General features: G+C 40.4%; 19 protein-coding genes. 7 read left to right on the forward strand and 12 right to left on the reverse strand.

Annotation, left to right across the window (positions count from 1 at the left end):
- The first annotated feature begins 3 nt into the window (after positions 1-3).
- Both ilvA and BLQ18_RS11680 read left to right on the forward strand, forming a co-directional pair.
- Positions 4-1,272 (forward strand): threonine ammonia-lyase, encoded by a 1,269-nt coding sequence (gene ilvA, locus BLQ18_RS11675; protein WP_090295995.1) that lies wholly within the window; start codon positions 4-6, stop codon positions 1,270-1,272.
- A 145-nt stretch (positions 1,273-1,417) separates the two neighbouring features.
- Entirely contained in the window at positions 1,418-3,010 is a 1,593-nt protein-coding gene (locus BLQ18_RS11680; protein WP_090295998.1) for an NADP-dependent glyceraldehyde-3-phosphate dehydrogenase, read from the forward strand.
- 75 nt (positions 3,011-3,085) lie between these two features.
- On the opposite strand, the gene leuB is transcribed toward BLQ18_RS11680, so the two are convergent.
- From leuB to recG, 5 genes are all read right to left on the reverse strand, one after another.
- On the reverse strand, positions 3,086-4,144 hold the full coding sequence (leuB, locus tag BLQ18_RS11685) for a 3-isopropylmalate dehydrogenase (RefSeq protein ID WP_090296002.1): 1,059 nt from the start codon (positions 4,142-4,144) through the stop codon (positions 3,086-3,088).
- 41 nt (positions 4,145-4,185) lie between these two features.
- Positions 4,186-5,703 carry an alpha-isopropylmalate synthase regulatory domain-containing protein gene (locus BLQ18_RS11690; RefSeq protein WP_090296007.1) on the reverse strand — a complete coding sequence of 506 codons (1,518 nt, stop codon included), beginning with the start codon at positions 5,701-5,703 and terminating at the stop codon, positions 4,186-4,188.
- A gap of 26 nt (positions 5,704-5,729) precedes the next feature.
- Positions 5,730-6,326, reverse strand: coding sequence for a 3-isopropylmalate dehydratase small subunit (gene leuD, locus BLQ18_RS11695; RefSeq protein ID WP_090296012.1), 597 nt, complete (start codon positions 6,324-6,326; stop codon positions 5,730-5,732).
- A gap of 81 nt (positions 6,327-6,407) precedes the next feature.
- The gene (gene leuC, locus BLQ18_RS11700; protein ID WP_090296015.1) at positions 6,408-7,817 is read right to left on the reverse strand and encodes a 3-isopropylmalate dehydratase large subunit; all 1,410 of its coding nucleotides are present in this window, start codon (positions 7,815-7,817) and stop codon (positions 6,408-6,410) included.
- 215 nt (positions 7,818-8,032) lie between these two features.
- Complete coding sequence (gene recG / locus BLQ18_RS11705) at positions 8,033-10,138, reverse strand: ATP-dependent DNA helicase RecG (protein WP_090296019.1); 2,106 nt, start codon at positions 10,136-10,138, stop codon at positions 8,033-8,035.
- A 91-nt stretch (positions 10,139-10,229) separates the two neighbouring features.
- On the opposite strand from recG, the gene BLQ18_RS11710 reads away from it, so the two are divergent.
- Both BLQ18_RS11710 and BLQ18_RS11715 read left to right on the forward strand, forming a co-directional pair.
- Entirely contained in the window at positions 10,230-12,269 is a 2,040-nt protein-coding gene (locus BLQ18_RS11710; protein ID WP_245668113.1) for a M1 family metallopeptidase, read from the forward strand.
- Positions 12,266-13,180: a patatin-like phospholipase family protein gene (locus BLQ18_RS11715; protein ID WP_090296028.1), complete on the forward strand. Its 915-nt coding sequence runs from the start codon at positions 12,266-12,268 to the stop codon at positions 13,178-13,180. Before BLQ18_RS11710 ends, BLQ18_RS11715 begins: the two co-directional genes overlap by 4 nt.
- On the opposite strand, the gene BLQ18_RS11720 is transcribed toward BLQ18_RS11715, so the two are convergent.
- The 5 genes from BLQ18_RS11720 to BLQ18_RS11740 form a co-directional block, all read right to left on the reverse strand.
- Positions 13,181-13,702, reverse strand: a complete 522-nt coding sequence (locus BLQ18_RS11720) for a DUF7935 family protein (RefSeq protein WP_090296033.1) — start codon at positions 13,700-13,702, stop codon at positions 13,181-13,183.
- 76 nt (positions 13,703-13,778) lie between these two features.
- Positions 13,779-14,552, reverse strand: coding sequence for a coiled-coil domain-containing protein (locus BLQ18_RS11725; protein WP_090296036.1), 774 nt, complete (start codon positions 14,550-14,552; stop codon positions 13,779-13,781).
- Positions 14,553-14,588: 36 nt separating this feature from the next.
- On the reverse strand, positions 14,589-16,154 hold the full coding sequence (locus tag BLQ18_RS11730; RefSeq protein ID WP_090296039.1) for an FMN-binding glutamate synthase family protein: 1,566 nt from the start codon (positions 16,152-16,154) through the stop codon (positions 14,589-14,591).
- Positions 16,155-16,253: 99 nt separating this feature from the next.
- Positions 16,254-17,537, reverse strand: a complete 1,284-nt coding sequence (locus BLQ18_RS11735; protein ID WP_090296042.1) for an amidohydrolase — start codon at positions 17,535-17,537, stop codon at positions 16,254-16,256.
- 14 nt (positions 17,538-17,551) lie between these two features.
- On the reverse strand, positions 17,552-18,052 hold the full coding sequence (locus BLQ18_RS11740; protein ID WP_245668114.1) for a DsrE family protein: 501 nt from the start codon (positions 18,050-18,052) through the stop codon (positions 17,552-17,554).
- A gap of 178 nt (positions 18,053-18,230) precedes the next feature.
- Between BLQ18_RS11740 and BLQ18_RS11745 the strand changes: the two genes are divergently transcribed.
- Positions 18,231-20,564 (forward strand): ATP-dependent helicase, encoded by a 2,334-nt coding sequence (locus BLQ18_RS11745; RefSeq protein WP_090296050.1) that lies wholly within the window; start codon positions 18,231-18,233, stop codon positions 20,562-20,564.
- 150 nt (positions 20,565-20,714) lie between these two features.
- Positions 20,715-22,925, forward strand: coding sequence for an alpha/beta hydrolase (locus BLQ18_RS11750; RefSeq protein ID WP_090296053.1), 2,211 nt, complete (start codon positions 20,715-20,717; stop codon positions 22,923-22,925).
- On the opposite strand, the gene BLQ18_RS11755 is transcribed toward BLQ18_RS11750, so the two are convergent.
- Positions 22,922-23,713 (reverse strand): hypothetical protein, encoded by a 792-nt coding sequence (locus tag BLQ18_RS11755; RefSeq protein ID WP_139150390.1) that lies wholly within the window; start codon positions 23,711-23,713, stop codon positions 22,922-22,924. The genes BLQ18_RS11750 and BLQ18_RS11755 overlap by 4 nt on opposite strands.
- A 180-nt stretch (positions 23,714-23,893) precedes the next feature.
- On the opposite strand from BLQ18_RS11755, the gene BLQ18_RS11760 reads away from it, so the two are divergent.
- On the forward strand, positions 23,894-24,514 hold the full coding sequence (locus BLQ18_RS11760) for an L-threonylcarbamoyladenylate synthase (protein WP_090296062.1): 621 nt from the start codon (positions 23,894-23,896) through the stop codon (positions 24,512-24,514).
- Positions 24,515-24,564: 50 nt separating this feature from the next.
- On the opposite strand, the gene BLQ18_RS11765 is transcribed toward BLQ18_RS11760, so the two are convergent.
- The gene (locus BLQ18_RS11765) at positions 24,565-25,437 is read right to left on the reverse strand and encodes an OmpA family protein (protein WP_090296066.1); all 873 of its coding nucleotides are present in this window, start codon (positions 25,435-25,437) and stop codon (positions 24,565-24,567) included.
- Positions 25,438-25,529: the final 92 nt, after the last annotated feature.

The raw sequence follows: 25,529 nt of genomic DNA on the forward strand, positions 1-25,529 counted from the left end.
CACATGAAAAATGACACTGTGGAGACTTATTTTCCACAAATAGCGGATATTCGAAAAGCAGCGGAAACCATTGCACAAGTGGCATCGGAAACTCCATTGCAGCCGAGTATCCGCTATTCTAAAACATATGGGGCCAATATCCTCCTCAAGCGCGAAGACCTGCATCGGGTCCGTAGCTATAAAATTAGAGGTGCCTACAACAAAATTAGTTCACTTTCCAAAGAAGAATTGGCCAAAGGAGTGGTCTGTGCCAGTGCAGGCAATCATGCGCAAGGAGTGGCCTTTGCCTGTAGTCATCTAGAGGTGAAAGGCACTATTTATATGCCCGTTGTAACACCCAAGCAAAAAATTGACCAGACTAAAATGTTTGGTGGGGAATGGGTTGAAGTGGTTCTTGAGGGCGATACCTTTGACGATTCCAATAAAGCGGCGCAAGCTTTCTGTGAACAAAACGGCAAAACTTTTGTGCATCCATTCGATGATGAGAAAATCATTGAGGGGCAAGCTACTGTGGGCTTGGAGATTTTGGAGCAGTTCACTGAACCCATCGACTATGTTTTTGTGGCCGTAGGTGGTGGTGGATTGGCATCTGGACTTTGTGGCACATTTAAAGCCTTGTCCCCAAACACCAAAATCATCGGGATTGAACCCGAAGGTGCACCCTCGATGCTCAAATCCATGGAAAAGGGGGAGTTGTTGGAATTGCCTCATATTGATAAGTTTATTGATGGTGCAGCGGTTCAAAAAGTAGGTAAGCTTACCTATGAAATTTGCAAAAATCATTTAAGTAAAATGATCACGGTTCCTGAAGGTAAGGTGTGCCAGACCATTCTAGAGCTGTACAATCGTGATGCCATTGTGGTAGAGCCTGCTGGGGCTTTGACCATTTCCGCATTGGATGAGTTTACCGAAGAAATTAAAGGCAAAAATGTGGTTTGTGTGATCAGCGGAAGTAATAACGATATCACCCGAACCGCAGAAATTAAGGAGCGAGCATTGCTTTATGCCAACCTTAAGCATTACTTTATCGTCAAGTTTCCACAGCGGCCAGGAGCGCTTAAAGAGTTTGTGGCTGATATTCTTGGGCCCGACGATGACATCACCCATTTTGAGTATTCCAAAAAGTCGAGTAGGGAAAATGCACCAGCAGTGGTGGGCATCGAATTGAAGTCGCCAAACGATTTGCAACCCTTAATCGATCGCATGAAAGCCAATAACTTTTTTGGCGACTATTTGAACGATAAACCCCATCTTTTCCAGTATTTGGTGTGATAGGTTTAACAATTTCAAATTACATTTTTACAAGTTAGATTCCAGATGTAAATACCTCCACAATCTCGGTATTATCATTGGGAATTATGTTAATTTTGTGTGAGAGTAACACTCTTCACTACACTAATTCATTAATTAAAATCTTATGGCAACAACAACGACCCTAGTTCCTGAAGCATTTCAGATCACGGAAGAAATACACCAAAAAACATATTTGATCAATGGCGAATTGAAAACTTGGAATGGGGCAACTAGCCCTGTAATTTCCACGATTTCATCCACCGAAGAATATGCGCCAACTACATTGGGGAGCATTCCTGACATGGGTGAGCCTGAAGCAATGGAAGCTTTGGATGCTGCCATGGCTGCTTACGATAAAGGACAAGGACTTTGGCCTACCATGAAAGTGAAAGACCGTATCGAGTGTATGGAATCTTTTGTGAAGCGCATGGAGCAAAAGCGTGAAGAGGTGGTAAAGTTGTTGATGTGGGAAATTGGGAAATCCAAACCAGATTCGTACAAGGAGTTTGATCGTACTGTTGAGTATATTTATGACACCATTGAAGATTATAAGCAGCTAGATCGTGACTCTGCCAAATTTTCCAAGCATGATGGTGTCTATGCCCATATTCGTAGAGGCCCTCTTGGGGTTGTATTGTGTCTTGGACCTTACAATTATCCATTAAATGAAACCTTTGCTTTGTTGATTCCTGCTATTATTATGGGAAACACCACCATTTTTAAGCCAGCGAAGCATGGGGTGTTGTTGATTACACCACTTTTGGAGGCGTTTAAGAGCAGTTTTCCAAAAGGAGTTGTAAATATCCTTTTCGGACGAGGTAGAGCAGTAGCAGCCCCTATAATGAAAACTGGAAAGGTAGATGTGTTGGCTTTGATTGGAAATAGTAAATCCGCGAATGCTTTACAAGATCAGCACCCAAAAAGCAACCGTTTACGATTGGTGTTGGGCTTGGAAGCCAAAAATCCAGCCATTGTGTTGCCCGATGCCGATTTGGACTTGACCATCAACGAATGTATTACGGGGACTTTGTCTTTCAATGGTCAGCGTTGTACGGCATTAAAAGTGGTGTATGTTCATGATGAAGTAAAAGATGAGTTTTTAAAACGCTTCGCTGAAAAAGTGGACAAGTTAAAATTCGGAAACCCTTGGGATGACGGCGTTCAATTGACACCGCTGCCAGAAGCTGATAAACCTGCCTATATTCAAGAATTGTTGGATGACGCTTTGGCCAAAGGCGCCAAGATCATCAACAAAAAAGGAGGGAAGCATTTTGATAACTACATCTGGCCAGCAGTGTTGTATCCAGTTACCAAAGACATGAGGGTGTATGAAGAAGAACAATTCGGACCTATAATTCCTGTACTTTCGTTTCAGGATATTGAAGAGCCTTTGGATGATATGGCAGAATCCAACTACGGACAGCAGGTGAGTTTGTTTGGAAAAGATGTGTACACGCTATCTCCACTAATTGACACTTTGGCTAACTTGGTGTGTCGCGTGAACTTGAACAGCTCATGTCAAAGAGGACCTGATGTGTATCCGTTTACGGGAAGAAAAGACTCTGCTCAATCTACATTGAGTGTGCACGATGCATTGCGTTCGTTCTCAATCAGAACTTTTGTGGCCTTTAAGGACAATGATTTGAACAATCAGACCATTGAACAGTTGTTGGAAGCTAAAGTGAGCAACTTTTTAAGTACTGATTATATTCTCTAGTAGAAAAAGAATTTTCTAAACAAAAAAAAGCCCGAGCAAATTACTCGGGCTTTTTTTTATAATGTGGTTGTGTATTTAAATATTCTCAGCAAGCCAGTTGCCAACTTCACTGGTTTTGTAGGCTTTGCCGCCGTCGGCCAAATCTTCGGTCACAATGCCCTCGGCCAAGGATTTGTTCACTACGTCGCGAATCGCTTCTGCTTCGTCTTTTAATCCAAATGCGGTTTCAAACATCATGGCGGCAGAAAGTACGGTAGCCAATGGATTGGCAATATCTTTTCCTGCTGCTTGAGGGTAAGAACCGTGAATAGGTTCAAACAAAGATGTTTTTTCACCCAAAGAAGCGGATGGCATCAATCCCATAGACCCTGAAATTACGGAGGCTTCGTCGGTTAAAATGTCTCCAAAAAGATTTTCAGTGATCAATACATCGTAGGAGCTAGGCCATTGCACCAGTCTCATGGCAACAGCATCAACAAATTCGTAGGATACTTCAACTTCTGGGTATTCCTTTTCCAATTTCTGAACGGTTTCTCTCCAAAGTCTAGAAGTTTCCAAAACATTGGCCTTGTCCACACAACATAATTTTTTGGAACGTTGTATAGCCATTTCAAATCCTTTTATTGCCAATCGCTCCACTTCTTCACGAGTATAGGTGCAAGTATCGTAGGCAGTGTTGTCGTTGTCTTCGCGACCACGTTTTCCAAAATAGATACCACCTGTAAGTTCACGCAAGAAAACCAAATCGGTACCTTCAATACGTTCTTTCTTCAATGGTGACTTATCAATTAATGACGGAAATGTAAAAGTTGGGCGCACATTTGCGAACAAACCCAATTTCTGACGCATTTTCAACAAACCTTGCTCTGGGCGTACTTTGGCAGATGGGTCATTATCGAATCGTGGGTGCCCAATGGCTCCAAACAAAACAGCATCGGCAGCAACACAAATATCATGGGTTTCATCAGGATAAGGCTCGCCAACAGCATCAATGGCAGCTGCACCGGTTAGGGCGGGAGTCCAAGTGATTTTGTGTCCAAATTTACTGGCTACGGCATCGGATACTTTTACGGCTTGATCAATAACTTCGGGGCCAATTCCATCTCCGGCCAAAAGAGCTATGTTTAATTTCATGTTGTCAATTATCAGTTTTCAATAAACAATTATCAATGTTGTTATACGAGGTTGAGCATTTTCTCCGTGGCCTTAATCGCAGATACCGTTTGGTCGGAATCCAATCCACGGGTGGTGAAATCCTTGTCTTTGGTTTGCCAGGTAATAATGGTTTCGCAAAGAGCGTCAGAATTACTTCCAGGAGGGATTCGAACCGTGTAGTCCACCAATTTGGGCAACTCTCGATTTTCTTTTTTGTATACTTTCTTTAAGGCGTTGATGAAAGCGTCAAATTGTCCATCGCCTTGAGCATTTTCCTCATAACTCTTTCCTTCAATTTCAATGGAAAGGGTAGTGGAGGGTTTTAATCCTTTGGAGTGGGTGAGGACATATGACTTCACAAACACCTTTTGTTGATGCAAATCTGTATCCAAAACATCGGAAATGATATAAGGTAGGTCGTCTTTTGTGACCCGTTCCTTTTTATCACCCAACTCAATGATGCGTTCAGTTACTTTTTTAAGTTCTTCATCATTTAAAGTCAACCCGAGTTCCTGAAGATTCTTTTGAATATTGGCTTTTCCTGAAGTTTTACCTAGGGCGTATTTACGTTTTCTGCCGAATCTTTCAGGTAATAAGTCGTTAAAGTAAAGATTCTTTTTACTATCTCCATCTGCGTGTATTCCAGCGGTTTGGGTAAAAACATTGTCTCCAACAATAGGTTTGTTGTCTGGAATGCCAAAACCAGTAAATGCAGAAACTAATTTACTTACTTTATATAGCGAAGATTCCTTTACTCCTATGGATATTTCAGGTAAAAAGTCGTTTACCACAGCAACCACACTGGCCAATGGAGCATTTCCTGCACGTTCACCCATTCCGTTCACGGTCAAGTGTAAACCATGGGCACCCGCTTTTAAGGCTTCCATGACGTTGGCAACACTTAGGTCGTAATCGTTATGCCCATGAAAATCAAAATGTGAGTCTGGATAACGTGCTATAATTTTGGACAGATATTCCCCAGTTTCATTATGCGTCAAAACACCTAGCGTATCTGGCAACAGCACCCTTTTAATGGGTTGTTGGGTCAAGAAGTCCAAAAATTGGAACACGTACTCTTGAGAATTACGCATTCCATTGCTCCAATCCTCTAAGTACACATTGGTTTCAATTCCAAGCTCTTTTGCCTTTTCAATTACAGCTTGAATCTCACTAAAGTGCTGTTCTGGAGTCTTTTTAAGCTGATGTGTTAAATGGTTCAACGAACCCTTGGTCAACAGGTTTTGCACTTTAGCACCTGCCTCTTGCATCCATTTCAATGAAACTCCGCCATCAACGAAAGTCAAGACCTCCACTTTATCCAAATAACCCTCGGTGGCAGCCCATTCGGTAATATTTTTTACGGCTTGCATTTCACCTTCAGAAACCCGTGCCGATGCCACTTCGATGCGGTCGACCTTGAGTTCTTCCAATAAAAGCTTAGCCAAAGTGAGTTTTTCCGAAGCGGAAAATGATACTCCCGAGGTTTGCTCACCATCCCTCAGGGTGGTGTCCATTATTTCAATGGTGCGTGTTTTCATTTGTTGAAACAGTGTCCTGTTGGAAATTAAAGCGGGGTGTTCTCAGCGTATTTTTCGATACCATCCTTAATGTTCAACAAAAAGTCGATATCGTCAAAACCGTTGAGCATGTTTTGTTTTTTGTACCCGTTGATTTCAAAGCTTTCGCTCTCTCCCGAAGCCAAAATAGTGATGGTCTGTTCAGGTAGGTTCACTTCCAACTCGGTATTCGGGTCAGCTTCAATAGCTGTAAAAATTTTATCCAAAAATTCTGGACTTACCTGAACTGGCAAAACACCTACGTTTAAACAGTTGTTTCTGAAAATATCAGCAAAAAAGCTGGATACCACACAACGGAAACCATAATCATAAACAGCCCATGCGGCGTGCTCTCTGGAAGAACCAGAACCAAAGTTTTTGCCACCTACCAAGATTTTACCTGAATAGATAGGGTTGTTCAAAACAAATTGCTCTTTCGGGCTATCGTCTGAATTGTATCTCCAGTCGCGGAACAAATTATCCCCAAAACCCTTACGCTCTGTAGCTTTTAGGAATCGAGCAGGGATGATTTGGTCGGTATCCACATTTTCAATAGGTAATGGAACCGCTGAACTTTTTAATATTTCGAATTTATCGTATGCCATTTTAATTCAATTATCAGTTTTCAATTAACAATAAACAATAGCTGGTTCCATTGTACATTGATAATTGCTCATTGTTTATTGTTACGCTAAAACTTCTTCCATTAATTCTCGTGGGTCGGTTACTTTACCAGTCACGGCAGCAGCTGCGGCCACCAATGGACTTGCCAAAAGCGTTCTTGCTCCAGGTCCTTGTCTTCCCTCAAAGTTTCTGTTGGAAGTACTCACCGCATATTTACCAGCAGGAACTTTATCATCATTCATCGCCAAACAAGCGGAACATCCAGGCTCTCTCAATTCAAAACCAGCTTCGTGAAGAATGTCCAAGATACCTTCTTCCTTAATGGCCTCTTCAACTCGGTGTGAGCCAGGTACCAACCAAGCCGTAACGTTATCCGCTTTTTTCTTGCCTTTCACAATCGAAGCAAATGCACGGAAATCTTCAATTCTACCATTGGTACAGCTTCCCAAGAATACAAAATCAATAGGTTTGCCAATCATGGAATCACCCTCATGAAAATCCATGTACTCCAAGGATTTTTTATAGGTTGCAATACCACCTTCAACGGCTTCAGCCAAAGGAATGTATTTTTGAATGCTCATTCCCATTCCAGGGTTAGTTCCATAGGTAATCATCGGTTCGATTTCACTCGCTTCGAAAGTCAATTCCTTATCGAACGTAGCATCGTCTTCGGTGTAAAGGGTTTGCCAATATTCCATGGCTTTGTCCCAATCGGCACCTTTAGGGGTGTATTCACGACCTTTGATGTATTCAAAAGTAGTTTCGTCAGGAGCGATCATACCACCACGGGCACCCATTTCGATACTCAGGTTACAAACGGTCATTCGACCTTCCATGGACATGTTTTTGAACACATCTCCAGCATATTCGGCAAAATAACCCGTAGCACCTGAAGTGGACAATTTTGAAATAATGAACAACGCCACATCTTTTGGTGTAACGGCCTTACTCAAAGTACCGTTAATGTTGATGCGCATGCTTTTGGGTTTCGGTTGCATGATACACTGTGTAGATAAAACCATTTCTACCTCACTGGTTCCAATACCGAACGCGATGGCACCGAAAGCACCGTGCGTAGAAGTGTGTGAATCTCCACAAACAATAGTGGCTCCAGGTACGGTGATACCATTTTCTGGGCCAATTACGTGTACAATTCCGTTTTTATCGTGCCCTAGCCCCCAATACGGAATATTGTGCGCTGCCGCATTCTCCTCCAATGCCTTTAATTGGTTGGCAGATAATGGGTCTTTTACAGGCAAATGCTGATTTAGTGTTGGGGTGTTGTGATCCGCAGTTGCAAAAGTACGCTCTGGGTATTTCACTTTGATTCCTCTATTTTTTAATCCTAGAAAAGCAACAGGACTCGTTACTTCATGGACCAAATGTCTGTCTATAAAAAGTACATCTGGACCGTTCTCAATATGTTGAACCACATGGGAGTCCCAAACTTTATCAAATAGTGTCTTGCTCATAATAACAATCAATATTTTGTAAGCTAACAAATTTAAAATTTGAACGCTAAATCGGTTTTTGGTGATTCACAAAAATACGATGTTCAACGCTTATTTTAGCGGTTTTTTTGGAATGTTAACAAATGTTTTGTCTTGGTTTTCAGAATATAACAAGTGATGAACCACTTTTGGAATAGATAGTGTAAAATGGAAATCCAACTGTTAAAAGAAAGGGCTTAACTAATGTAATTCCAGATGGTTTTGTTGGCTATCATTTTAGAATAGGCTCGAAGTATGGGTGCGTTTTCCTCTTTTTCCAATCTTGGGTCATTTTTTAATAATTGGATGGCATGGTAACGGGCGATTTTTAAAATTTGATTGTCCTTTACGATATCTGCAATTTTAAGATTGAGCATGCCGCTTTGTTGCGTGCCCATTAAATCGCCTGGACCGCGGAGTTTGAGGTCAACTTCCGCAATTTCGAATCCATCGTTGGTGCCCACCATAGTTTGTAAACGGGTTTTGGCATCTTCTGAAAGTTTATTTCCTGTCATTAAAATGCAAAAACTCTGTTCGGCCCCTCGACCTACGCGTCCACGAAGCTGGTGTAGTTGGGAAAGTCCAAACCGTTCCGCACTTTCAATGATCATTACCGAAGCATTCGGGACATTAACACCAACCTCGATTACCGTGGTTGCAATCATGATGTGGGTTTCGCCTTTCAGAAAACGCTCCATTTCGTAATCCTTATCAGCAGGCTTCATTTTACCGTGAACTATGGAGATTTGATATTCAGGTTGTGGAAAGTCCCTTACAATGCTTTCATAGCCATCCATTAAATCTTTATAATCCATGGCTTCGGATTCTTGAATCAAAGGATAAACGATATAAATCTGACGCCCCTTTGCAATTTCATCTTTGATGAATCGAAATACTTTTAAACGATTACCATCAAATCGATGCACCGTTTTTATAGGTTTTCGTCCTGGTGGCAGCTCATCAATCACTGAAATATCCAAATCCCCATACAAGCTCATGGCCAAGGTTCTCGGAATTGGGGTGGCTGTCATGACCAAAATATGTGGTGGCGTGTTGTTTTTATGCCAAAGCTTGGACCGTTGCGCCACACCAAACCGATGTTGCTCGTCCACAATGGCCAAACCTAGGTTTTTAAACTGCACTTTATCTTCCAAAAGAGCATGTGTGCCCACCAAAATGTTCAGATTCCCATTTTCCAATTGATTATGCAAAAGCGTGCGCTCTGATTTTTTTGTGGAACCCGTCAACAAAGCAATTTTAAGGTCCATGGGTTGAAGCAGTTCCTTAAGTCCATTATAATGTTGAGTCGCTAAAATTTCGGTTGGGGCCATTAAACAGGCCTGAAATCCATTATCAATAGCCAAAAGCATGCACATTAAGGCCACAATAGTCTTTCCAGAGCCAACATCTCCCTGTAATAATCGGTTCATCTGCGCATTGCTGCCCAAATCGTTACGTATTTCCTTGATGACCCGTTTTTGGGCATTGGTCAAATCAAATGGTAGGTGGTTTTCAAAGAATTCTGTAAAATGTTCGCCAACTTCACCAAAGGGCATCCCTTTTATTTTTTGTTTTCGGAGTATTTTTTTTGAGATAAGTTGCAGTTGTACAAAGAACAACTCTTCAAACTTTAATCTGAACTGGGCTTTCGCCAATAACTCCTGATTTTTTGGGAAATGAATGTTGAACAATGCTTCAGCTTTAGGAATCAATTTAAGTTCTTCCAAAATGGGTCGAGATAAAGGCTCTGGAAAATTGCCTTTGGATTCCAAAATAAGTTGTTGGACCATTTTGCTAACCACCCGATTGGTAATGCCTTTGGCGCTTAATTTTTCCGTAGACGGATAAATGGGCTGCATGGCAATTTTGAGTCCTTGTTCGTGGTTGCGCAACAACTCCATTTCGGGGTGGGGCATGGAAAAGGTACTGCCGTATTTGGAAACCCGTCCGAAAACCACGTAGGGTTCATTGAGTTTTAGGTTTTCACGAATCCATTTATGGCTGCGAAACCAAACCAGTTCCATTTGTCCAGTTTCATCCACAAAAGAGGCCACCAAACGTTTTCCCCGCTTTTGTTCCACCGTTTTTAGGTGGATAATTTTCCCAACAATTTGCACATCGGCACCGCTGGGTTGCAGCTGGTTAATTTTGTAATAACTGGTGCGATCCAGGTAGCGATTAGGGAATAGGTGCAATAAATCCCGATAGGTTTCAATACCCAATTCCGACTTGAGGGTATCGGCCCGATTTGGGCCAACACCTTTCAAATAAGCTATGGGAGTTTGCAGAAAATTGGGATTCATCGAACTAAAATATGTAATTTGGAAAGACTTTTGATATGATGATGGTATGAAGCTGACCCCGATTCTTATTTTTTTATTCTTTGCACAACTCTTGTCCTCACAAATTCAGGACAAAGTAGATTTTGTTCATGGAGCAGTATTTATTGAACCTACCCCTCAAGAAAAACAATTAAAAGGTAGTGTTGCCTATCAGTTTGAAGTTATATCCGATGTGGAATCCATCTTTTTGGATGCGGTGAATATGGAGGTTTCCCAAGTGACTCTAGATGGCAAAACCATAGATTTTGAATACGACAATCGAAAACTCACCATCAAAAATAGCCTCCAACAAGCAAGCACCCATAATTTGACAGTAAACTATGTGGCCAAACCCTCTCAAACTGTATATTTTTTAGGCTGGGAAGATAATGTACAAGGGAATGAACAAATTTGGACCCAGGGACAAGGAAAATATACCAGTCATTGGATGCCCAGTTTTGATGAAATGAGTGAAAAGGTGGAGTTTGATTTGTCCATAACTGTTCAAGGCGATTACGAAGTCATAGCGAATGGTGTTTTAAAAGAAAGGAAAGGTGAATCGGACAAAACGACCTGGAATTTTGATATGGAAAAACCCATGAGCAGTTATCTGGTTGGGTTTGCCATTGGCAATTTTGATAAAGAAAGGGTTCAATCCTCATCTGGAATCCCCATTGAATTGTATTATGAGCCTAAGGATAGTTTAAAGGTTGAGCCAACTTACCGATACTCCAAACGCATTTTTGATTTTTTAGAGCAGGAAATTGGGGTTGCCTATCCATGGCAGAACTACAAACAAGTTCCAGTACAAGATTTTTTGTATGCAGGCATGGAAAACACCACTTGCACCATTTTTTCCAATCAATATGTGATAGATTCCACTGCTTTTTTGGATAAAAACTACGTAAATGTAAATGCCCACGAACTGGTGCACCAGTGGTTTGGGAATTTAGTGACAGAAACCAGTAGTGAACACCATTGGTTGCACGAGGGTTTTGCCACTTTTTATGCTTATTTGGCCGAAAGAGACATTTTTGGTGAAGATTATTACTATTGGCGTTTATGGGAAACAGCCAAGGCTTTGAATCAGTTTTCGGAGGATGACCAAGGAGAGGTATTGCAAAATCCGAACGCGGGGAGTCTTACTTTTTATGAAAAAGGGGCTTGGGCTTTGGTGATGCTGCAAGAGCAAGCAGGAGAGGAGGCTTTTAAAAAAGCGATTCAAACCTATTTGAAAAAATACGCGTATCAAAGTGTTTCAATTCCTGATTTTATAACAGAAATGGAAAAGGAATCAGGATTGGATTTGAATGAATTTCAACAAACTTGGCTAAAAAGTGATGAGTTCCCTATGGAGAAGGTAAAAGCCTTCTTGTCGAAAAAGAGTGAATCACTCAACCAATATTTTGTCTTTCAAAATCAAATTGGAGACGAAAGGGGCACCGCCGAATCTTTGATAAAAGGGGAGTGGGATGGTCTTAACTCAAGCTTTTTAAAACGAAATTTAGTATTGAAATATGGTGGCGAATTTTCTCCCTTATTTTTAAAAGAAATTTTAAACACAGATGACCTAAAGGTTAGACAATCAGTCATTTTATCCCAAAAAGTCATTCCCAAAGAACTTAAAACTGAAGCGGAAACTTTATTAACTGACGAAAGCTACGCCACTATTGAAGCTGCCTTATACCATTTATGGTCAGATTTCCCTGAGAATAGGCCACATTATCTCGATGAAACTGATGACATTGTTGGTTTTCCGAACAAAAATATTCGCTTACTGTGGTTGACTTTAGCTTTAGTCACTCCCGAATATCAGCCTGATAAAACACCAACCTATTTTCAAGAATTAACCCAATATACAGGTTCTGCCTATCATTTTGAGACCAGATTACTGGCTTTTCAATATTTGCAAAATATAGGTGGATTTACCCCAGAGAGCCTAAAAAACATGATTGATGCCTGCAACCATCATGTTTGGCATTTTAAAAAATCCGCTATCGATATGCTCAACGATTATTTGCAGGAAGAGGGTAATTTAACCATGGTAAAATCATTATACCCTTCGTTAAGTCAAGAAGAAAAACGATTTTTGGACAAAACTTTAGGTGAATGAGGGCATTGGTAATTTCTGGTGGAGGAAGCAAAGGTGCTTTTGCGGGCGGAGTTGCCCAATTTTTAATTCAAGAAGCCAAACACGAGTACGATTTGTTTGTGGGAACTTCCACAGGTAGTCTATTGATTTCCCATTTGGCGCTGAACAAGTTGGATAAAATCAAGGAAATTTATTCTTCGGTAGATCAAGACAGCATTTTTAATAATTGCCCTTTTATCATCAAAAAGAAGCATGGGGTTGAAATCATTGCTATCAACCATTGGAATGTGGTGAAGAACTTTATTAGGGGAAAGAAAACCTTCGGTGAGAGTGAGAACTTGAGAAAACTTATCCGAAGATCTATTACTGTTGAAGAATTTGAAGCTTTAAAAGATGGTAATTCTGATGTTGTGGTCACCGTTTCCAATCTGTCCTTGAACCAAGTGGAATACAAGTCGATTAATGAATGCACCTACGATGAGTTTATTGATTGGATTTGGATTTCGTCCAATTACACACCCTTTATGAGTTTGGTGAAAAAAAATGGTTGTGAATATGCCGATGGGGGATTGGGTAGCTTGGTGCCGATCGAAGAAGCCCTAAATCGCGGTGCCACGGAGGTTGATGTGGTGGTTTTGCATACCGAGGTCAATCATATGAATCGAATGTCGTCTAAAAATCCCTTTGATTTGATTACGACCATCTTTGGTTTCATGTTGGACCGAATTGAAAATCAAAACATTAGGATTGGAAAGTTGGTGGCCAACCAAAAAGATGCTATCATCAACTTTTATTATACGCCTACGGTCCTCACCACAAACTCATTGGTGTTCAATAAAGAACGAATGACTTTGTGGTGGAAACGTGGTTATTTGTATGCTAAGAATAAGAACGAAGAAACCAGTCCTATCGACCCAGAGCATCAGGAGTAATTAACTCCAAAGGTCGCTCACCTCTTTTTTAACGTATGCCAAAGCTGCATTGGAAGGCGATTGTTTTTCCATGGTCTGGTTCAAAATGTCTTCTCGTAATTTGTCTGGAGAGTCCGTTTCGCTCATACCAGCCGAACGAATCGCTTGAATAGTGGCGTTTTTAGCTGTTTTAATAATGCTCCAGCACTCATCCGTCATATAGATCTGTTGTGAAAGATTATGTTCGAATTCTGTTTCAATCTGATTGATGAGAAGATTTTCGTAATCGTTTTTGCTTTTGGTTTTTGGGGCTACGCGCACTACCAAATTATTCAAGGTAATTCGCTCCAGGAATAGTGCCATGCGCTCATAGGCCTGCAATCGGATGGGTAAAGTTTCCTTTTGGGAATCTTTGTGCAGTAAAAATCGTCTGCGGCCATCTTCGTTTTTGGTGTGCAGTCTAAAGAAATAGAAAGCCACTACGCCAGTTACTACTGCGGGCAATAAATAAGCAAATAACTGAAGGATTTGATCTCCACTCATAAGATAGTTTGGTTTTTGTTGATTTTACATTACCATCAACGCATCAAAACCTTAAAAAGTATATTGAAAGGGTATCTTATTGGGCCGCTTTGGCGCTTTGCTTGGCCGTTGCATAAAAACCTTTGTAATTAGGTTGTAATTTTATGTTTATACCTTCCTTAAAGTTACCGTCTTTCACTGAGATTCCGATTTTTTCGGCAGGAACTTCCAAAGTAGTCACCAATTCAGTGGCAACAGAAGCTGCCTGAAGATAGGTAGGTCCAAATTCACCTGTAATATTCAATCCTTCCACTTCGGTAGTAAAGTTGGGGTTCAATTTGATCACATTAGCTACTCCTTGCAACCAAGTTTTGCCTTCCTCGGTCAATTCCGTACCAGTATCTGAACCAAAAAGTTTGTCCAAACTGTTCGAAATGGAAATGACACCTTCGGCAACACCAACTTTGGCATTTTCACCCAAACTTTGTTTGATGTGTGTCAAAGAAACAATGGCGGTGGAATCGTTGGACGAAATCATATCATTAATGCCGCTTAATTGCTTTTCTTTTCTGGCCAAGGCTTCCATGGCACGATTCACGTTATCGGAGTTTTGCTTACTCAGTTCAGAAAAGTTGCTCAAATTGCCCAACAAAGTGGCATTCGCATCACGTAAAGTCACATTTTCTGTTCGTAGAGCCTCGGCTTCGGCATTGGTCGAAGAGACTTCTCTTTTGGTTTTGGCCAATTCTTGCTCAACTTCAGAAATCTGGACCTTCAAATTGTCAATTTCTGCAATTAGGTCACTTTTTCGTTGTGAAAAAGCACTTGTGGAAAGTGCTGCGAATAAAATTAGCGTATAAATTTTTTTCATAAGTAGTTGGTTTCTTTTGTATTAAAAATATGGGGGTTAAGCTTGTTTTGTTTTGCCACCAAGGTGTTCACAGTCATATAAATGTTGCATGGATTCAAAGCTCACAATAGCCTTTTCATATCCATAAACCTTCTTTAAATCGCTGCTAAGATAATCATCATCTACATTTACTTGCACATCTTCCATTTTAAATTGACAAGGATGTTCATAACCTGCAGCATGAGTGATTTCAATAAATTCTTTTCGAAAGGTTTTAAAATATTGTGCCAATCTATCCGACTTTAGGGGCACACTGATTCCATTTTGAAGCCATTTGTTCTGCGTAGCCACGCCTGAAGGGCAACGGTTGGTATGGCAAACCTGCGCTTGAATACAACCGATACTCATCATGGCCTCACGGGCAACATTAATGCAGTCTGCCCCCAAAGCAAAAGCCATGGCGGCTTTTCCCGGAAATCCTAATTTGCCACTTCCAATAAATACTACGCGTTCGGACAAACCTTGGTCTTTAAACAATTTATAAACGGAAGAAAAACCGTAGGTCCAAGGTAGGGAAACGTGGTCAGCAAAGCTGGGTGGAGCAGCGCCCGTGCCACCTTCACCGCCATCAATGGTTATAAAATCAGGTCCTTTCCCCGTTTTTTTCATTAAAATGGCCAATTCCTCCCATTGGTCCAATTTTCCAATGGCACCTTTAATGCCAACAGGGAGTCCAGTTTCTTCTGCGATTGACTCGATAAAACTCAGTAATTCTGGAATAGTTGTAAACGCTGTGTGGGTAGGAGGAGAGATAACATCTTTTCCAACCTCGACGCCTCTAATTTCAGCTAATTCGGGGGTGATTTTGGAGCCTGGGAGCACACCACCCTTTCCTGGTTTGGCTCCTTGTGATAGTTTGATTTCTATGGCTTTGATGAATGGATTTTCATCTACCAAAACTTTTAATTTATCCATGGAAAAACCACCATCCCGAGATCGAACACCAAAATAACCTGTCCCAAAATGAAAAATAACATCTCCACCTTGTTTGTGGTAGGGAGATAAACCACCTTCACCTGTATTGTGATAAGCCCCACATTTATGTACCCCACTGTTCAAAGATTCAATGGCAGCAGCAGAAAGTGAGCCAAAACTCATCGCCGATACATTAATAATTGAGGCAGGTCGAAATGGCTTTCTTCGTTTATTGTATGCCCCCATGACTTTTGCACAAGGCATAAAGTAGGGGTCTTTGACATTTGGATGACCTTCTTTCATTTGGTATCCAATCATTGCATTTTTTATAAAAATGTGTTGATGCTTGTAAATATCACGGTCGGTACCAAACCCTTCATAATTGTTTTCTTTTTTGGCCGAAGCATAGATCCAGCTCCGCTCAATTCTATTAAATGGGAGCTCTTCGCGGTTATTGGCCACAAAATATTGCCTCATTTCAGGACCGATACTCTCCAACCAATAACGTAAATGGCCAACAATGGGAAAGTTATGGCTAATGGTATGGGCTTTTTGGAAAAAGATGTCTCGAATGGCCACAATGGCTAGGAAAATCAAAATCCAAACCCACCATGAAATGCTTGCGAAAAAATCAATAATACTTTCCATTAAAACAAATTGAAGTGTTTGTTACAAATATCAAGCCCCAATATCCAAATTCCAAATAAATGGGGATATCGGGGCTCGAGAGCTAGTTTTGAGTTTGACTTAATTGCGATTCAAATAATCCAAAGCTATTTCGGTCATGGCTTTAACACCAAGCTTCAATCCGCTATCGTCAATTTTAAAATCAGGCGTGTGGTGAGGGAAATGTTCGTTTGGACCTGCATTTGGGTCTTTTCCACCTAAAATGAAAAAGAATCCAGGTACTTTTTCTTGATAAAAAGAGAAATCTTCAGCGCCAGTAACGGCCTTGATCAAATGCACATTATCGGAACCTGCAGCATATTGAAGACTTCCCAATGAAGCTTCGGTTAATGCTGGGTCGTTATAAGTAATCGGCACACCTTTGGCAATTTCAACAGTTGCTTCCGCTCTGTAAGCTTTGGCAATGTCAGCAGCCATTTCTTTCATACGATCGTTCACCTGCTTTTGCATATCGTAATCCAAGGTTCGGATGGTTCCCACCAATTCGGCACTCTCTGGAATAATGTTATTACGAACCCCACCTGAAATTTTACCAACAGTGATTACAGCAGCTTCCTTGGTCAATTCCAATTCACGGCTGATGATGGATTGAAAACCATCTACAATTTTAGCAGCTACGTAAATCGGGTCTACACCACTCCAAGGAGCAGAACCGTGGGATTGTTTTCCTTTAATAGTCACCACAAAACGTTGTGCGGCGGCCAAAGTTCCACCTGGTTTATAAGCAATGTGTCCAACAGGTAAGTAAGATCCAATGTGCAATCCGTAAATGGCATCCACTTTCGGATTGTCTAAAACGCCTTCTTTTACCATTAGTTCGGCACCGCCTTCTTCTCCTGGAGGGGCTCCTTCTTCAGCAGGTTGAAAAATGAATTTTACAGTACCTTTTATTTTATCTGTGTTTTTGGAAAGCACTTCAGCAACCCCCATTAAAACAGCAATGTGGGTATCGTGGCCACAAGCGTGCATAACACCCACTTCTTGACCCAAGAATTCGGATTTAACCTCAGATTTAAAAGGCAAGTCATTTCTTTCAGTAACTGGTAGACCATCTATATCAGCTCTTAAAGCCACCACTTTCCCTGGTTTTTTGCCTTTCAAAACTCCAACAACTCCTGTGTGAGCTACCCCAGTGGTCACTTCCATGCCCAAAGATTTTAGGTGGGCAGCAATTTTTTCGGAAGTCTTAAATTCTCTGTTACTCAATTCTGGGTTTTGGTGCATGTCGCGTCGCCATTCAATCACTTTCGACTCGACGGCATCGATGTCCTTATCCAGTTTATGTTCTTGAGCGTACATGGACAAACTCGCGGAACAAAGCGCAAGGGCTAATACTTTTTTCATTCTGTGTTGGTTTATTATAATTTAATTGGACGGTATCCTTGGTTTTGAAATTGAATGTTGGCGGTCATGGCCGAAAGCGCAATTTTTACCCCTGGAATCAACTCTTCCTTTGGAAGTCCACGGGTTTTTGAAGATTGTCCGCACATGATTACTTCTACACCCGCCTTTAAAAGCTCTTCCACAAGTTCCCGATTGGGATTATTTGTCTTGTATCTTTTTTGATGGCCTTCATCCGTCAATAAATTTCTAGCAGCTGTACCGTGTACGATCAGCGCCACCTTTAATTGAGCAAGCGGAATACCGCTTTGACCATGCATGTTTAGGAAACGAGCCACAGTATTTAAGTTTCTGTTAAGTTCGTTATCATCCGTTGGACCATCCTTCACATCAAAAACAACCTTGAACTCTTGTGAGGTGTCAGTTTTAAAATCTGGGTTGTCAATTTCCCAAACTGCGCCATAATTTTCAATATAGGGGCCAGTTTTTGTTTTTTGGGAAATTCCAGAAAAAGTCATAAAAATTAAAAGAAATAGGGGGAAACGGTAAAAATTCATCAGCAATATTCGTTGAGGGGTTAAATATATTTAAAAATCAATTCAAATCCGAAACCCTGTTTATAAATATTGAAAGCTAGATTTTAGCATCAGGGCATTATTGGCTAATTTCACCCCTCTTTAAAAAAGTTTCTAGTCCTTGAGTAATTTTATAGATGAATTGAATGATGCGCAACGTGCCCCCGTTTTACATAAAGACGGACCGTTGATGGTGATTGCAGGTGCAGGATCTGGAAAAACCCGTGTGTTGACCTATCGTATTGCCCACTTGATGGAGCAGGGGGTGGATTCCTTTAATATATTGGCATTGACCTTTACCAACAAAGCGGCCCGTGAAATGAAAAAACGGATTGCCACTATTGTTGGGAATTCTGAGGCTAAAAACCTTTGGATGGGGACATTCCACTCCGTTTTTGCCAAACTTCTGCGTTTTGATGGAGATAAATTGGGTTATCCGAGCAATTTTACCATTTACGATACCCAGGATTCCCAGCGTTTAATAGCCTCAATTATCAAAGAGATGGGGCTGGACAAGGATATTTATAAGTACAAACAGGTCCAAAACAGGATTTCCTCTTATAAAAACAGCTTGATTACGGTCAAGGCCTATTTTCAAAATCCAGAGCTGATGGAGGCTGATGCCATGGCCAAGCGACCTCGTTTGGGAGAAATTTATCAGAATTATGTGGATCGATGCTTTAAGGCAGGAGCCATGGATTTTGATGATCTGTTGTTGCGTACCAACGAGCTTTTGACCCGTTTCCCTGATGTTTTGATGAAATATCAGGATCGGTTCCGCTATATTTTGGTGGATGAGTACCAAGACACCAACCATTCCCAATATTTGATCGTAAAGGCATTGTCCGACCGTTTTCAAAACATTTGTGTGGTGGGGGATGATGCGCAGAGTATCTATTCGTTCCGTGGGGCGAACATCAGCAACATCTTGAATTTCCAACGGGATTATGATAATGTAGCGGTATACCGTTTGGAGCAGAATTATCGTTCCACCAAAAACATCGTGAATGCGGCCAATTCCATTATCGCCAACAATAAAAACCAGTTGGAAAAGAATGTGTGGACCTCCAATGATGATGGAGCACTGATTAAAATTCATCGTAGTCCTACAGATGCGGAAGAGGGCAGGTATGTGGCAGGTTCCATTTTTGAAAATAAAATGCAGCAACAATTACAGAATGGAGAATTTGCCGTTTTGTATCGTACCAATTCACAATCACGAGCCATTGAAGATGCTTTACGGAAAAGGGATATTCCTTATCGCATTTATGGCGGACTTTCTTTTTATCAACGTAAAGAAATCAAGGATGTATTGGCCTATTTGCGCTTGATTATCAACCCAAAAGATGAAGAAGCGCTTAAGCGAGTCATTAATTTTCCAGCTCGAGGCATTGGACAAACTACAATTGATAAATTGGTGGTGGCAGCCAATCATTACAATCGTTCTGTTTACGAAGTGATGGATAATCTGGACCGTTTGAACCTTAACATCAATGCGGGCACCAAGCGAAAATTATCGGATTTCGTAACCATGATCAAGAGTTTTCAGATTATGAACGAAGCCAATGATGCTTTTACCTTATCTGAGCATGTTGCCAAAAAAACTGGTTTGTTGTTAGAGTTCAAAAAGGATGGTACACCTGAGGGAATTGCCAAAATGGAAAACATCGAGGAGCTTTTGAACGGTATCAAGGATTTTGTAGAAGGTCAGAAAGAAATAGCTGATGCTACAGGTAGTTTGACAGAGTTTTTGGAAGATGTAGCCCTTGCCACGGATATGGATAAAGATGTGGAAGATGATGACCGTGTGGCTTTAATGACGATTCACTTGGCAAAAGGATTGGAATTCCCGTATGTGTATATCGTTGGAATGGAGGAAGATCTGTTTCCATCCGCTATGAGCATGAACACCCGAAGTGAGTTGGAAGAGGAGCGAAGACTCTTTTATGTGGCATTGACCCGTGCCGAAAAACAGGCTTATCTTACCTATACCCAAAACAGATACCGCTGGGGAAAATTGATTGATGCCGAACCAAGTCGTTTTTTGGAGGAGATTGATGAAAAGTACGTAGATAATTTGGTACCCGTGAACGATGGTTACCGCTATAAATCCATGCTTAATGCCAATATTTTTGGAGAGGTGGATAAAAGTAAGCTTCGTCAAATAAAGCCGCAAAATGGCACTCCGCCAAGTGTTCAAAAACCCAATGAGAACCAACTTAGAAAGTTGCGAAAGCTTAAACCTGAGATTTCATCCCCAGCTTCAAACACCAATGATATTGACCCTGATCTAGGAATAGGAGCATTGGTGAATCATACACGTTTTGGTAGAGGAAAAGTGCTGAACATTGAAGGAGTTGGAAATGATAGAAAAGCCGAGATTCATTTTGATAACGGAGGCATCAAAAAACTTTTGCTTCGCTTTGCCAAACTTGAGGTATTGAACAAGGGGTAAAACGAATTTTCATTTTCTGATGATCAATTAAGGTTGCCATTAGGGATTATCCAAAATAATTATTGAAGTCGGGTAGGATGGTTTAAAATCACTAAATTCAAAGCTTAGACTTTGATTTTATTTGACCAAACCAACCAACTAACTCCCCTGATGAAACAAATTTTCTCTAAACCCCTTTTTATTTCCGTAGCCATTCTTGTAATTACCTTATTTGGTATAGCAGGCTTTCATTACGAAATAGGTTATCCCACTTGGCTGATGATGCTTTTTGGCATAGTCATCGGCGCACTTGTAGTTGCCTTGCTTCAATTGCTTTTGCATTATCTGGCTCCTTGGCTTAAAAAGATACCCACTTCCATTTTTATTTCCATAGCAACGGGCTTTTTGGCTCTTTACATAATGCGTATGTATGCCTTTCGTTGGCCTACGCAAGTGTTTTACGTGATGGCGCTAATAGGTTTTGTTTGCACCTTATTATTGGTATTTGGAATTGCACAATTGATTAAAGCGAAAAACCTCAAGTTAGGCGGCGGAATGATTGTTTTGGCGATTGTTCTTGTGGCTCTAGGATTTTACGGTTTCAATAGTTTGGAAGGTGATCCATATCTGGATGAAGACACTGAGATTGTATTTGATGAATCTCAATTTTTATCAAAAAAAGGAATTGAGAATCCTGCTACCTTAGGTTCGTATGAGGTGGAAAGTTTTACTTATGGAAGTGGAACAGATAAAAAAAGACCTGAATATGCTGAGGGAGTGAAGTATAAAACTCCAACTGTGGACGCGACTTTAATGCTTCCAGAATGGGAGGGAAAAAAGAAAAAATGGCGTGAAAAATTTTGGGGTTTTAGTGTGGATAGTTTTCCATTGAACGGTCGGGTACATATGCCCAAAGGTGTTGGTCCTTTCCCTATTGTTTTGATGGTGCATGGAAATCACAGTATGATTGATTTTTCCGATGCAGGATATGCCTATTTGGGCGAATTATTGGCCAGCCAAGGAGTAATTGCTGTTTCTGTGGATGAAAATTTCATCAATGCGCATTGGTCAGGAGATTTTAGAGGAAAAGAAATGCCTACCCGCGGATGGATGTTACTCAAACATTTGGAACAATGGAAAAAATGGAACGAGGAAGAACCAGAACTCAAAGGAAAAGTAGATTTGGATAAAGTGGCGCTCATGGGGCATTCGCGAGGCGGAGAAGCAGTTTCAATAGCAGCAGCTTTTAATACGTTGGATAGATTCCCCGATAATGGTAATGAAAAATTCGATTTCAATTTTGGAATCAAAGGCATTATAACTGTGGCTCCGACCGATTATCGCTACGATCGCGAAATAAGCTTAAAAGACATCAATTACTTGTCGTTGCAAGGGGCTTATGATTCTGATGAAACCAGTTTTTGGGGGATGAGGCCTTTTCATCGCATGGAGTACTCAGAAGGTTTCGAAGGCTTTAAAGCAGGACTTTATATGAACCATGCCAACCATGGACAGTTCAACTCCACTTGGGGAAGGTCTGATTTTGGAGCTCCCATGAAATGGTTATTAAACCTAGAACCTTTGGTTTCTGGAGAAGAACAAAGAGAGGTGGCAAAAGTGTACATCAGTGCATTTATAGAATCCGTATTAAAGGATAATGATGACTATTTACCCATGTTTCAAAATGTGGATTTGGCGATGGATTGGTTGCCAAAAGAGCAATATATCAGCCAATATGCAGATACCCAAAAACAGGTATTGGTCAATTTTGAGAAAGATATTGATGTGACTATTGATAAAGATGGGGTTGTACTTTTCGCAGAGAACTTTAAGGTTTGGAAAGAAAAGGAGTTGATGGCAAGAGATGGCGGAAGCCAACAGAACAATGCTCTGGTCTTGGGCTGGAAATATGCTGAAGGCACTACGGATTCTATTCCAAAGTACAGCATTGCGTTGACAGATTCTATTAAGGATTTCACGTCTTCTGATACTTTGGCTTTTTCAATGGCGATTGGTGATATGTCTGAACTTAAAATCAAGAACAAAGGCAAAAAGAAGACAAAAACACCAACTAAAGGATTCAATTTTAGTGTTATGCTTGTGGATAGTTTGGGAAATAAGGCATCTGTAGCCGTAGAGGAGTATAATAGTCTGTCTCAAAAAATCAAATCCAAATTCACCAAGTTTAAATTCTTGGATAAGCAGATGATAGGTGGTGAATCCGAAATTCAATTGAAGAGTTGTTACATACCTATTTCTTCTTTTTTGAAACAAGAAGATAGTTTACGCTTAAATAACCTTAAAAGCATCGACTTTGTTTTTGATAAGGATACTTTGGGAGTCATCGTATTGGATGATATTGGGTTTTATATGAAAGACTAATCTTCATAGATGTTGGAAACGAATTTGTCACCATCAAATACTAAGGAGTAGTTTGTCTGGGTAGTATCCGTAGCATGTTTAAAGTTGATCTTTGAGCCGTTTCCCAAGACCTTAAGATGTTTAGGTAATTCGTTAACTGCAGCTAATCGAGTTGAAATTTGGCTTTCTCTGTTGGGAAAACTGTATATGGCTTCTAGATAACCGTCACGAAGAATGTAACTGTTTAATTGCTGGTAGGAATCGGATGGAGTATCGCTGATGCCATGTAATAAATACAATGATTGATCCAGATTGGTGTTTAATTGGTAAATATCAGTATACATAATCGGTTCACCATATAGCGAGGTAGGTGCAACTTTATCCTTTTTCTGAATAAGTGCAATATTTTTTATTTCGTTACCAGTATTATTCATTCGGGTGTACCAAGAGAAGACACCGATTTTGCCATCAGGGGATAACACAAATAAAAATGAATGGGATTTTTTTCGGTATTCCAATTCCAGATTCTTTAAGGACTCCTTGGAATTTACGTTTTCTATTATTCTTCGTATTTGCTCATTGATGGTTATCAAATTTTCCGATACCGTATAATTGAATTTCTCAATCTCAATTTGGTTGAGTTCAACAAAAAGGCTATCCAAAGTAATAATAAGCTCCTTTTCATTATTGATTGAGAGGAGCTCTCTTGATTTTGAAGAATTAAGTTGACAACTACTAATCATCAAAAATGATAGGGAAAAGAGCAGCATTGATATAATTCGTCGAAGTTGATTTATCTGGGTGTTCATGGGTTTCCTTTTTGCAAAACTGAACTATAAAACCAAGTGATGTCCTGGTTAATTCACCAATGCCGTATTTGAGTTGATGAATGTCCCATTTCAATGGACGTACATAAAAACCTACATACAAAGAATGTTCAGCATGCTAACTTTTGCTAACTTGCTATATAAATTAGCAGTACGAATATCATGGCGGAGTTGATTAAACTTTATGATGAAAACCCAAACCCCAAACAGGTTGATAAAATCGTAAACATTCTAAGAAAAGGGGGGCTTGTGATTTATCCTACCGATACCGTATATGGTCTGGGCTGCGATATTACCAATTCAAAGGCATTACAACGCATTGCTAGAATTAAAGGCATAAAATTGGAAAAAGCCAATTGGTCTTTCGTGTGTGCTGATTTAAGCAATTTATCGGATTATGTTCGCCAAATAGATAGCACTACATTTAAACTGCTCAAGCGGGCCTTACCAGGGCCTTACACCTTTATTTTACCAGGGAACAACAATCTGCCCAAGGATTTCAAGAAAAAGAAAACCGTAGGTATTAGGGTTCCTGACAACTCGATTGCGCAAGCCTTGGTTTCGCAGTTGGGTCATCCAATTGTTTCAACTTCCATTCATGATGAAGACGATATTTTAGAATATACCACAGACCCTGAATTGATCTTTGAAAAATGGCAGAATCTTGTTGATGTTGTTATTGATGGTGGCTATGGTGGCAATATAGCTTCTACAGTGATCGATCTTTCCGAAGGAGAGCCCGAAGTAATTCGAGAAGGTAAAGGAGATTTGGATATTTTATAACTAAAAAAAGCGGCCTTTTGGGCCGCTTTTCATTTTATTTCAAGAACAAATTAGTTTCCTGTTCCTCCGATGCTAGGGTCTTTCATTCCCTCTTCGATCATGTTGTAGAACTGATCGATTTTTGGAAGTACAACAATACGAGTTCTTCTGTTTTTAGCTCTATCAGCAGAAGTGTCGTTGCTTACCAATGGTACGTAGTAGCTACGTCCAGCAGCAGTCATTCTTTCAGGAGATACACCAAAATCATTTTGTAGGATTCTAACAACTGAAGTTGCTCTTTTTGCACTCAAATCCCAGTTGTCCAACAATACACCGCTTCTGTAAGGTACGTTGTCTGTGTGACCTTCTACCATAAATTCGAAGTCAGGTTTGTTGTTCACCACTTTAGCAACTTTACCCAATACTTCTTTTGCTGCATTGGTTACGTTGTAACTTCCGCTTCTAAACAATAGTTTGTCAGAAATAGATACAAATACCACACCTTTTTCAACGCTGATTTCGATATCATCGTCGTCCAAGTTGCCCAATACACCTTTAAGGCTCTGTACCAATGCAAGGTTAACAGAATCTCTACGGGTAACAGCATCTTGAAGTTTTCTGATCGTAAGATCCTTTTCTTTAAGGCTTTCCAAAGACTTTTCAAGGTTTTCGGCACCTTTAGTGGTTAGGGTAGTCAAATTACCCATATTGTTGATAAGCTCTTGGTTGTTTGCTTTTAGGAAAGCGTTTTGATCCTCAAGAGTCTTCAATCTAGAATCAGCAGTAGCCTTATCTTCCAAACAATCGTTCAATTTAACGGTTGCAGAGTTCAATAAGTCTTGAGTTTCTTTTTGTTTGGCCTCCAATTCAGCATATTTCTTTTGCGAAACGCAAGAAGATAATAGAACGGTCATTGCCAAAGTTCCTAGAAAAATTTTTTTCATAGTTCAGAGTATAATTTAAGGGTTGTTATATATATCATTAGTACAAAAACTAAACCAAAATTAGATAAAAAGCAAAGCTTCCTTTATCCAGT

The organism is Flagellimonas zhangzhouensis (assembly GCF_900102925.1).
Lineage (GTDB): Bacteria > Bacteroidota > Bacteroidia > Flavobacteriales > Flavobacteriaceae > Flagellimonas > Flagellimonas zhangzhouensis.

Excerpts from the sequence above, each read along its gene's own strand:
- ilvA (WP_090295995.1), top strand. The coding sequence starts at position 4 with ATGAAAAATGACACTGTGGAGACTTATTTTCCACAAATAGCGGATATT.
- BLQ18_RS11680 (WP_090295998.1), top strand. The coding sequence starts at position 1,418 with ATGGCAACAACAACGACCCTAGTTCCTGAAGCATTTCAGATCACGGAA.
- leuB (WP_090296002.1), bottom strand. The coding sequence starts at position 4,144 with ATGAAATTAAACATAGCTCTTTTGGCCGGAGATGGAATTGGCCCCGAA.
- BLQ18_RS11690 (WP_090296007.1), bottom strand. The coding sequence starts at position 5,703 with ATGAAAACACGCACCATTGAAATAATGGACACCACCCTGAGGGATGGT.
- leuD (WP_090296012.1), bottom strand. The coding sequence starts at position 6,326 with ATGGCATACGATAAATTCGAAATATTAAAAAGTTCAGCGGTTCCATTA.
- leuC (WP_090296015.1), bottom strand. The coding sequence starts at position 7,817 with ATGAGCAAGACACTATTTGATAAAGTTTGGGACTCCCATGTGGTTCAA.
- recG (WP_090296019.1), bottom strand. The coding sequence starts at position 10,138 with ATGAATCCCAATTTTCTGCAAACTCCCATAGCTTATTTGAAAGGTGTT.
- BLQ18_RS11715 (WP_090296028.1), top strand. The coding sequence starts at position 12,266 with ATGAGGGCATTGGTAATTTCTGGTGGAGGAAGCAAAGGTGCTTTTGCG.
- BLQ18_RS11720 (WP_090296033.1), bottom strand. The coding sequence starts at position 13,702 with ATGAGTGGAGATCAAATCCTTCAGTTATTTGCTTATTTATTGCCCGCA.
- BLQ18_RS11725 (WP_090296036.1), bottom strand. The coding sequence starts at position 14,552 with ATGAAAAAAATTTATACGCTAATTTTATTCGCAGCACTTTCCACAAGT.
- BLQ18_RS11730 (WP_090296039.1), bottom strand. The coding sequence starts at position 16,154 with ATGGAAAGTATTATTGATTTTTTCGCAAGCATTTCATGGTGGGTTTGG.
- BLQ18_RS11735 (WP_090296042.1), bottom strand. The coding sequence starts at position 17,537 with ATGAAAAAAGTATTAGCCCTTGCGCTTTGTTCCGCGAGTTTGTCCATG.
- BLQ18_RS11740 (WP_245668114.1), bottom strand. The coding sequence starts at position 18,052 with ATGACTTTTTCTGGAATTTCCCAAAAAACAAAAACTGGCCCCTATATT.
- BLQ18_RS11750 (WP_090296053.1), top strand. The coding sequence starts at position 20,715 with ATGAAACAAATTTTCTCTAAACCCCTTTTTATTTCCGTAGCCATTCTT.
- BLQ18_RS11755 (WP_139150390.1), bottom strand. The coding sequence starts at position 23,713 with ATGAACACCCAGATAAATCAACTTCGACGAATTATATCAATGCTGCTC.
- BLQ18_RS11760 (WP_090296062.1), top strand. The coding sequence starts at position 23,894 with ATGGCGGAGTTGATTAAACTTTATGATGAAAACCCAAACCCCAAACAG.
- BLQ18_RS11765 (WP_090296066.1), bottom strand. The coding sequence starts at position 25,437 with ATGAAAAAAATTTTTCTAGGAACTTTGGCAATGACCGTTCTATTATCT.